Annotated in this window: 8 protein-coding genes and 1 tRNA gene; 4 read left to right on the top strand and 5 right to left on the bottom strand. The window is 69.7% G+C overall.

Features of this window, described 5'->3' with window-relative positions:
* Positions 1-71: 71 nt before the first annotated feature.
* The 3 genes from EPA64_RS04875 to clpB all read right to left on the bottom strand — a co-directional run bounded on the left by EPA64_RS04875 (position 72) and on the right by clpB (position 4,301).
* Positions 72-698 carry a protein-methionine-sulfoxide reductase heme-binding subunit MsrQ gene (locus EPA64_RS04875; RefSeq protein WP_246026601.1) on the bottom strand — a complete coding sequence of 209 codons (627 nt, stop codon included), beginning with the start codon at positions 696-698 and terminating at the stop codon, positions 72-74.
* The gene (gene msrP, locus EPA64_RS04870) at positions 698-1,567 is read right to left on the bottom strand and encodes a protein-methionine-sulfoxide reductase catalytic subunit MsrP (RefSeq protein ID WP_134725109.1); all 870 of its coding nucleotides are present in this window, start codon (positions 1,565-1,567) and stop codon (positions 698-700) included. The genes EPA64_RS04875 and msrP overlap by 1 nt, the downstream gene beginning before the upstream one ends.
* A 109-nt stretch (positions 1,568-1,676) precedes the next feature.
* Positions 1,677-4,301, bottom strand: coding sequence for an ATP-dependent chaperone ClpB (gene clpB, locus EPA64_RS04865; protein ID WP_134725108.1), 2,625 nt, complete (start codon positions 4,299-4,301; stop codon positions 1,677-1,679).
* Between the two features lie 154 nt (positions 4,302-4,455).
* Here clpB and pyrF point away from each other — a divergent pair, with 154 nt between their 5' ends.
* Positions 4,456-5,142: an orotidine-5'-phosphate decarboxylase gene (pyrF, locus tag EPA64_RS04860; RefSeq protein ID WP_134725107.1), complete on the top strand. Its 687-nt coding sequence runs from the start codon at positions 4,456-4,458 to the stop codon at positions 5,140-5,142.
* A 52-nt stretch (positions 5,143-5,194) separates the two neighbouring features.
* Positions 5,195-6,016 (top strand): DUF998 domain-containing protein, encoded by an 822-nt coding sequence (locus tag EPA64_RS04855; RefSeq protein WP_134725106.1) that lies wholly within the window; start codon positions 5,195-5,197, stop codon positions 6,014-6,016.
* A 26-nt stretch (positions 6,017-6,042) separates the two neighbouring features.
* On the opposite strand, the gene EPA64_RS04850 is transcribed toward EPA64_RS04855, so the two are convergent.
* Positions 6,043-6,465, bottom strand: coding sequence for an NUDIX domain-containing protein (locus EPA64_RS04850; protein ID WP_134725105.1), 423 nt, complete (start codon positions 6,463-6,465; stop codon positions 6,043-6,045).
* Positions 6,466-6,592: 127 nt separating this feature from the next.
* Positions 6,593-7,459 (bottom strand): N-formylglutamate amidohydrolase, encoded by an 867-nt coding sequence (locus EPA64_RS04845; RefSeq protein WP_134725104.1) that lies wholly within the window; start codon positions 7,457-7,459, stop codon positions 6,593-6,595.
* A 150-nt stretch (positions 7,460-7,609) separates the two neighbouring features.
* Between EPA64_RS04845 and EPA64_RS04840 the strand changes: the two genes are divergently transcribed.
* Positions 7,610-7,684: transfer RNA gene (locus EPA64_RS04840), tRNA-Val, on the top strand.
* 81 nt (positions 7,685-7,765) lie between these two features.
* On the top strand, positions 7,766-7,891 hold the full coding sequence (gene ykgO / locus EPA64_RS04835) for a type B 50S ribosomal protein L36 (RefSeq protein ID WP_112873261.1): 126 nt from the start codon (positions 7,766-7,768) through the stop codon (positions 7,889-7,891).
* The last annotated feature ends 195 nt before the right edge of the window (positions 7,892-8,086 follow it).

The following is an 8,086-nucleotide window of genomic DNA, read 5'->3' as shown; positions in this document are numbered from 1 at the left end:
GGGCGAGCAGACAAAGCCCGCAACAGAAAAAAGCAGAGAAGTTCGCATGGCTGTCGTATTTTCGATTAACGCTATGTTCTAACACGGTTCTTTCTGACGCTGGAAAGCCAGCGCGCCACCCAAGGCAGGCGCAGGCCCAGCAGAATCAGGACCAGCGCGCCGACCGCCAGTCCCTTGGGCGGCCACAGCTTATAGGCCCACAGCCAGTGCAAAACGCCCAGCAAAACAGCGCCATAGACCAGCCGATGCACGGATTTCCAGCGCGCAGCCCCCAGCCGCCGGATCGTCGAATCGGACGAGGTCGCGGCCAGAATCGCCAGAATCACGAACCCCGCCATGCCGAAGGTCAGATACGGCCGCTTGAGGATGTCGCGCAGCGCCTGTTCCCACAGCAGCCCCATGTCCAGGACCGCCCACGCCAGCAGATGCACCACGGCATAGCTGAAGGTGAGCAGCCCCAGCGGACGGCGCAGGCGGATCAGGTTGATTCGCGCCAGCCGCAGCAGCGGGGTCACGGACAGGGTCGCGATCAGCAGATACAGCGCCGTGCGGCCCAGGCGGTGCTCGATGTCGCGGATCGGGTCGACGCCCACGTTGCCGGTCGCGACATCTCCGACCAGCAGCGCCAGCGGAATCGCCCCCAGCAGCCAGACCGCCCAGATCGGGATGCGGCGCAGCAGATCCTGCAGGCGGGTCATCAATAGTCGCGCGCCAGATCCATGCCGGCGTAAAGCTGCGCGACCTGGTCGGCATAGCCGTTGAACATCAGCGTCTCTTCGCGCCCGGCCAGCAGGCCCGCGCCGATGCGCCGCTCGCTCGCCTGGCTCCAGCGGGGATGATCGACGGTCGGGTTCACGTTGGCATAGAATCCGTATTCCGACGGCTGCATCTGCTGCCACGTGCTGACCGGCTGCCGGTCGGTCAGGGTGATCCGCACGATCGACTTGATCGACTTGAAGCCGTATTTCCACGGCACCACCAGCCGGATCGGCGCGCCGTTCTGGTTGCGCAGCGGCTTGCCGTAAAGCCCCGTCGCCAGCAGCGTCAGCGGGTGCATCGCCTCGTCGATCCGCAGCCCCTCGCGATAGGGCCAGTCCAGCATACGCCCGCGCTGCGCGGGCATTTCCTCGGGGCGCAGCAGGGTTTCGAAGGCGACGAACTTCGCGCCCGGCTGCACGCCCGCGCGCGCCAGCACGTCGGCCAGCGGCACGCCCTGCCACGGGATCACCATGCTCCACGCCTCGACACAGCGCAGGCGATAGATGCGGTCCTCGACGGCGTTGGCGGGGGCGATGTCGGCGACCGACCAGCTGCCCGGCCGATCGACAAGCCCGTCGATCTGCACGGCCCAGGGCGCGGTCGTCAGCGCGCCCGCATTCTCGGCCGGGTCGGTCTTGCCCGCCCCGAATTCGTAAAAGTTGTTATAATTGGTGATCTCGTCAAAGCTGTTGGGCTTGTCCGCCGCGGCCAGCGCGGGCGCTGCGGCAGCGACACCCGCGCCGGCCAGAAAGGCGCGGCGGTTCAGGAACACGGCTTCGGGCGTGACGTCGGACCAGTTCAGTTTCATGGCGCGATCCCCCTGTCTGGCCACAGTGTAATCCCACGAACGCGATCCGCGGGAATCACGTTCCCGCCACAGGAAAAGCCCCGGCCCGCAATCGGGCCGGGGCCGCGCGTTACTGCAGCGGCACGTCCGCGGGGCGGTCGGCCGCGCCCCGCGCCCCGGTGCTGAGGCGGTTGCCCACCACCAGCCCGTCGGGCCCGGCCGTGACCCGGACGGTCTGGCCGTCCATCACCTCGCCCGACAGCAGCATCTCGGCCAGCGGGTTCTGCAGCGACCGCTGCAACACCCGCTTCAGCGGGCGGGCGCCGAAGACGGGGTCATACCCTTCGTCCGCCAGCCATGTCCGCGCCGCGTCGTCCATGTCCAGCGCGATCTTGCGATCCGCCAGGCGGCCTTCCAGCCCGCGCAGCTGGATGGTGACGATGCCGTCCATGTTCGCCCGGCTCAGCCGGTGGAAGATGATGATCTCGTCCAGCCGGTTCAGGAACTCGGGGCGGAAATGCGCCCGCACCGCCGCCATCACCTGTTCCCGCGCGGCCGAGCTGTCGGCCCCCTCGGGCAACTGGCTCAGCGCCTGCGCGCCCAGGTTCGAGGTCAGGATGATCAGCGTGTTCTTGAAATCGACCGTGCGCCCCTGCCCGTCGGTCAGCTGGCCGTCGTCCAGCACCTGCAGCAGCACGTTGAAGACGTCCGGGTGCGCCTTTTCCACCTCGTCGAACAGGATCACCTGATACGGACGCCGCCGCACCGCCTCGGTCAGCACCCCGCCCTCGTCATAGCCGACGTAACCGGGGGGCGCGCCGATCAGGCGGCTGACCGAGTGCTTTTCCATGAACTCGGACATGTCCACGCGGACCATCGCGCCATCGTCGTCGAACATGTATTCGGCGATGGCCTTGGTCAGTTCGGTCTTGCCGACGCCGGTCGGGCCAAGGAACAGGAACGACCCCAGCGGGCGGCGCGGGTCGTTCAGACCCGCACGCGCGCGGCGCACGGCGTTCGCGACGGCCGTCACCGCCTCGGACTGACCGATGACGCGGCGGCCCAGCTGGTCCTCCATCTTCAGCAGCTTGTCGCGTTCGCCCTCCAGCATCTTGCTGGTGGGGATGCCGGTCCAGCGCTCGACCACCTCGGCGATCTGCTCGGGGCGGACGGCCTCCTCGACCATGACGCCGTCGCCCTGGTCCTCGGTTTCGGCCAGCTGGCGTTCCAGTCCGGGGATGATGCCATAGGACAGCTCGCCCGCCTTGGCGAGGTTGCCCTCGCGCTTGGCCTGCTCAAGCTCGGCCCGGGCGCGGTCCAGCTGCTCCTTGATGTGGCGCGAGCCTTCCAGCTTGTCGCGTTCGGCCTGCCAGCGGGCGGTCATCTCGGCGCTGCGGTCCTGCAGGTCGGCCAGGTCGCGTTCCAGCCGTTCCAGCCGGTCGCGGCTGGCGGCGTCGTCCTCTTTCTTCAGCGCCTCGGCCTCGATCTGCATCTGCAGGATCTGGCGGTCCAGCGCGTCCAGCTCCTCGGGCTTGCTGTCCACCTCCATGCGCAGGCGGCTGGCCGCCTCGTCCATCAGGTCGATGGCCTTGTCGGGCAGGAAGCGGTCGCTGATATAGCGGTGGCTCAGCGTCGCGGCCGCCACCAGCGCGGCGTCGCTGATGCGGACGCCGTGGTGCAGCTCGTATTTCTCCTTGATGCCGCGCAGGATGCTGATGGTGTCCTCGACCGTCGGCTCCTGCACCAGCACCGGCTGGAACCGCCGGGCCAATGCCGCGTCCTTTTCGATATACTTGCGGTATTCGTCCAGCGTCGTTGCGCCCACGCAATGCAGCTCGCCCCGCGCAAGCGCCGGCTTGATCAGGTTCGCGGCGTCCATCGCGCCCTCGGTCTTGCCGGCACCGACCAGCACGTGCAGTTCGTCGATGAACAGGATGATCTCGCCGGCGGCGGTCTCGACCTCCTTCAGGACGGCCTTCAGCCGCTCCTCGAACTCGCCGCGGTATTTCGCACCGGCGATCAGGGCGCCCATGTCCAGCGCCATCAGCTTCTTGTTGCGCAGCGACTCGGGCACGTCGCCGTTGACGATGCGCAGCGCCAATCCCTCGGCGATGGCGGTCTTGCCGACGCCGGGCTCGCCGATCAGCACCGGGTTGTTCTTGGTCCGGCGCGACAGCACCTGCATGGCGCGGCGGATTTCCTCGTCGCGGCCGATGATCGGGTCGATCTTGCCCTCTCGTGCCGCCTCGGTCAGGTCGCGGGCGTATTTCCCCAGCGCCTCGAAGGTGTCCTCGGCCGACGCGCTGTCGGCGGTGCGGCCCTTGCGGATGTCGTTGACGGCGGCGTTCAGCGACTGCGCGCTGACCTTTCCCGCCTCGAGCGCGTCGCGGGCGCGGGTGTTCACCATCGCCAGCGCCATCAGCATCCGTTCCACCGGCACAAAGCTGTCGCCGGCCTTTTTCGCGACGGTCTGCGCCTCGTCCAGAACCCGCACAAGGCTGGTGTCCACATAGACCTGCCCGTCGCCGCCCGACACCCTGGGCAGTTTCGCCACCGCCTGATCGGCCGCCGCCTGAACGGCGCGGGCGTCGCCGCCCGACCGGGTGATCAGGTTGGCGGCCAGCCCCTGGTCGTCATCCATCAACGCCTTCAGCAGATGTTCGGGCACCACCCGCTGGTGGCCTTCGCGCATCGCGATGGTCTGCGCGGCCTGAATAAAGCCGCGCGACCGCTCGGTGAACTTTTCCATGTCCATCGGCAATTCTCCTTGTCAGCCCCCGCCCTGGCGCCGCCCGTCATGGCACGGCCCGTCGCGGGTCTTGCATCCCAGATGTGCGCCCCCGGGCGGGGTTTCAAGTGACCGGCTTCCGTGGCAAAAGCCGCTGATTTCGCAAGCCGAGGGGGTTCCGATGGACGACCGACTGATCGTGGCGCTGGACGTGCCTGACGCGCTTGCCGGGCTGGAACTGGCGCGGACGCTGGGCGACGCCGTGTCCTTCTACAAGATCGGGCTGGGCATGCTGACCGGCGGCGGGCTGGCGCTGGCGAACGAGCTGAAGCAGGACCACGGCAAGCGCATCTTCCTGGACATGAAGCTGTTCGACATCGGCGCGACGGTGGAATCGGCGGTGCGCGGGCTGGCGCGGTTCGACATCGATTTCCTGACCGTCCACGGCGATCCGCATGTGGTGCGCGCGGCGAAACAGGGCGCGGCGGGGTCGAACATGAAGATCCTGGCCGTCACGATCCTCACCTCGCTGGACCGCGCCGATCTGGATGCCGGGCTGATCCGTCCGGGCGACCTGCACGATCTGACCGTGGAACGCGCCGCCCGCGCGTTCGAGGCGGGGGCCGACGGCGTCATCGCCAGCCCGTGCGAGGCCGCGGCGATCCGCGCCCTGCCCGGCGCGCGGCTGATCGTGACGCCCGGCGTCCGCCCCGCGGGCAGCGCCTTGGGCGACCAGAAACGGGTGGAAACCCCCGCCGCCGCCATCGCCGCGGGGGCCGACCACATCGTCGTCGGCCGCCCCGTCTGGCAGGCCGCCGACCCCCGCGCCGCCGCCCGCGCCATCCTGGACGAACTGCCCGCGCGCTGACGGCCCGGCCGTGCTAGGCTCGCCCCGGACAACATCGGGGCGCGCGGGCGGGATGGGCGGCATCGACGGACGACACAGCGGCGCGGAACAGCGCGCCGACAACGATCTGGTGTTGTCGTTCCTGCGGGTGCGGCGCGCCATCGGGGTGCTGGGGTTCTTCCTGCCGACCGCGCTGGTGCTTTATTCGCTGACCCTCGGGTCCGGCCTGCTGCCCACGATCTCGGATTACTACTACTCTCCCATGCGCGAGGTGCTGGTCGGCAGCCTGTGCGCCATCGCCGTCTTCCTGTGGAGCTATGAGGGCTATGACCCCTGTCCCGGCGAATGGCTCAGCGACCGGATGGCGGCGCGCACGGCGGCGCTGGGGGCGCTGGCGGTCGCCTGGGCGCCGACCCGCCCGGACCTGCCGCTGGGCTGCCGTCTGGCCGAGCCGCCGCCCCTGATCTGCACCGCCAGCCAGGACGCGTTCGGCGAGACGGTCGCCTATGCGCTGCACTGGCTGGGCGCGGCGGCGTTCTTTGGCGCGCTGGCGGCCTTCTGTCTGGTGCTGTTCGTGCGCGGCACGGCCCGGACGCAGGAAAAGGCCGCCAGCAACCGCATCTATCGCCTGTGCGGCTGGACCATCATCGGCTGCATGGCGGCAATCGCGATCCTCAAGATCGGCCGGTTCGAGGCGGCGCTGATCGGCCTCAGCCCGGTGTTCTGGCTGGAAACGCTGGCGACATTCGCCTTTGCGACGTCGTGGCTGGTCAAGGGTGATTCGCTGCGCCCGGTGGTGCGGGCCGTCGCCCTGACCGACCCGCCCACGCCAGACGCCACCGTCCCCGCAGCGCCCCCGCCGGGCAGCGGCGGCGACCCGCTATCGGACGACTGACCCCGCCGACCGACACGGCGGCCGGGTTAACTCACCCCCAGCATCTCGCGCACGACGTCGCGGAAATGCGGGACGGCGCGGGGGTGGGCCACGAACTCGGCGACCGGCATCAGCCGCAGCTCGGCCCCCTCGTCGCCCAGCCGGGCGCTGGCGGCCTCGGCCTCGGTGATCTCGGCGCGGAAATAGAACCCGACGCGCCCCGGCTTGTGCGGCAGCGCCCGCGCGCCCCCCGACAGCCGCGAAGGCGCCAGCCGCAGGCCGGTTTCCTCGGCCAGTTCGCGCAGGGCGCAGGCGACCGGCGTCTCGTCCCCCTCGCGGCCGCCGCCGGGCAGATCCCACGCGCCGGGCCAGTTGATGGTCGGGATGTCGTCGCGCCGCATGACCAGCAGCCTGTCGCCGCAGGTCAGCACCAGCTTGGCCCCGCGCCAGTGCAGAGGGTCAGCGGTCATCGGCGCGCTGCCCGGCGCGGCCCTGGCCCGCATCCCACGGGCACCGGCCGCCCCATCGTCCCCGCCAGCGCGGGCGGCAGCCTCCCGGTCCGCAGCACGATCCATAGCGTCACGGCCATCGCCCCCGTCATTCGGCGGCAAGCGCCGCAGGCGGCTCGTCCATGCCCATCGGCGCAAGGCGCGCCACCACCGCGCCGAACCGCGCGGCAAAGGCGTCATAGCCCGCATGGGGCGCGATGCGCGATTCGTCCATGTAAAGCGCGCGGTCGATCTCGATCTGGACGACGTGGCGGCCCTGCGCCGGGCGGCCATAGGCGCTGGCGACATAGGCGCCCGCAAAGGGGCTGTTGTGGCGGATGGCAAATCCCGCCCCGCTCAGCACCGCCGCCACTGCGGCGGTGATGCCGGGCGCCGCCGACATCCCGTTGCGGTCGCCGATCACGATCTGCGGGCGCGGTCCGGGCAGATGGGCCAGGGCCTCGTGCGGCATCGAATGGACGTCGATCAGCACCGCGCGGCCGAACCGCCGCGCCGCCTCGGCCATCAGCGCCCCCAGCGCGGCGTGATAGGGCCGCCAATAGGCGTCCAGCCGGCGCATCGCCTCGTCGCGCGACAGGGGCGCGCGGCGGATCGGGCGGCCCTGCCCCACGACGCGGGGAATCACCCCCAGCCCAGACTGGATGCGCGGGCTGGGCGGGCGCGGCGGCGCGCCCGCGACGGCCAGCGGGTCCAGCTCGTCCACGGCGCGGTTCAGGTCCACCATGCAGCGCGGCATACGTGCCGCCAGCACCACGCCCCCCGCGCCCACCGCGGGCGCGATCAGCCGGTCCACGAACGCATCCTCGGACGACCGCAGCTGATGCGCGTCCAGGCCCGATTCGGCCAGAAACCAGTCGGGATAGTCGCGGCCCGAATGGGGCGAGGCGAAGATCACGCCGCCCGCCCAGCGGTCTGGCCGCGACAGGGTGAACGGCGCAGGCGCGGGGTCCGTCATGGCAGGGTGCGTCCCGTGGTTCCGGTCGGTCTGGCCCCGACTATACGCGTTGCAATCGCCTCGCCAACAGCACTTGCGCGGTCGAAATCCTGCCTATATAGACACGCGCACCAATGCGGTTCGGGGGCTTGCCCCGGTTCCACATGGAACGGGCGGTTAGCTCAGCGGTAGAGCACTACGTTGACATCGTAGTGGCCACTGGTTCGATCCCAGTACCGCCCACCATTTTTCGCCGCCCCCGGCATGTCACCGGGGGCATTTCAGTTTCAAGGCGCGATGCGAGCGCCGCGAAGAGGGAGAAAACCGATGAAGGTTCGCAACTCGCTGCGTTCGCTGAAAGAGCGTCACCGCGACTGTCAGATCGTGCGCCGCAAGGGCCGCGTCTATGTGATCAACAAGACGCAGCGCCGGTTCAAGGCCCGCCAGGGCTGATCCAAGGCAAGACCACGACAGGACGCCCGCGCCGAAAGGCCGCGGGCGTTTTCATGTGCGCCGGCCGGTTGCGCGCCGGTTCTTCCTTGCGCGGCTCATCCTTGGCTTGGGTCTTTCTCGGCCCGCGTATCTCTCGGCTCGGGTCTGCCTCAGGCCGCCTCTCCCTTGGCCCTCGTCTTCCTTCCCCGGCATCTT

Source organism: Paracoccus luteus, assembly GCF_004522155.1.
In the GTDB taxonomy this organism is placed as follows: Bacteria; Pseudomonadota; Alphaproteobacteria; order Rhodobacterales; family Rhodobacteraceae; genus Paracoccus; species Paracoccus luteus.
The sequence above is the reverse complement of the archived record's forward strand: the minus strand, read 5'-3'. Positions and strand labels throughout refer to the sequence as shown.

Bases quoted from the DNA above. Each gene is read 5' to 3' on its own strand.
- EPA64_RS04875 (WP_246026601.1), bottom strand. From the start codon at position 698: ATGACCCGCCTGCAGGATCTGCTGCGCCGCATCCCGATCTGGGCGGTC.
- msrP (WP_134725109.1), bottom strand. From the start codon at position 1,567: ATGAAACTGAACTGGTCCGACGTCACGCCCGAAGCCGTGTTCCTGAAC.
- clpB (WP_134725108.1), bottom strand. From the start codon at position 4,301: ATGGACATGGAAAAGTTCACCGAGCGGTCGCGCGGCTTTATTCAGGCC.
- pyrF (WP_134725107.1), top strand. From the start codon at position 4,456: ATGGACGACCGACTGATCGTGGCGCTGGACGTGCCTGACGCGCTTGCC.
- EPA64_RS04855 (WP_134725106.1), top strand. From the start codon at position 5,195: ATGGGCGGCATCGACGGACGACACAGCGGCGCGGAACAGCGCGCCGAC.
- EPA64_RS04850 (WP_134725105.1), bottom strand. From the start codon at position 6,465: ATGACCGCTGACCCTCTGCACTGGCGCGGGGCCAAGCTGGTGCTGACC.
- EPA64_RS04845 (WP_134725104.1), bottom strand. From the start codon at position 7,459: ATGACGGACCCCGCGCCTGCGCCGTTCACCCTGTCGCGGCCAGACCGC.
- ykgO (WP_112873261.1), top strand. From the start codon at position 7,766: ATGAAGGTTCGCAACTCGCTGCGTTCGCTGAAAGAGCGTCACCGCGAC.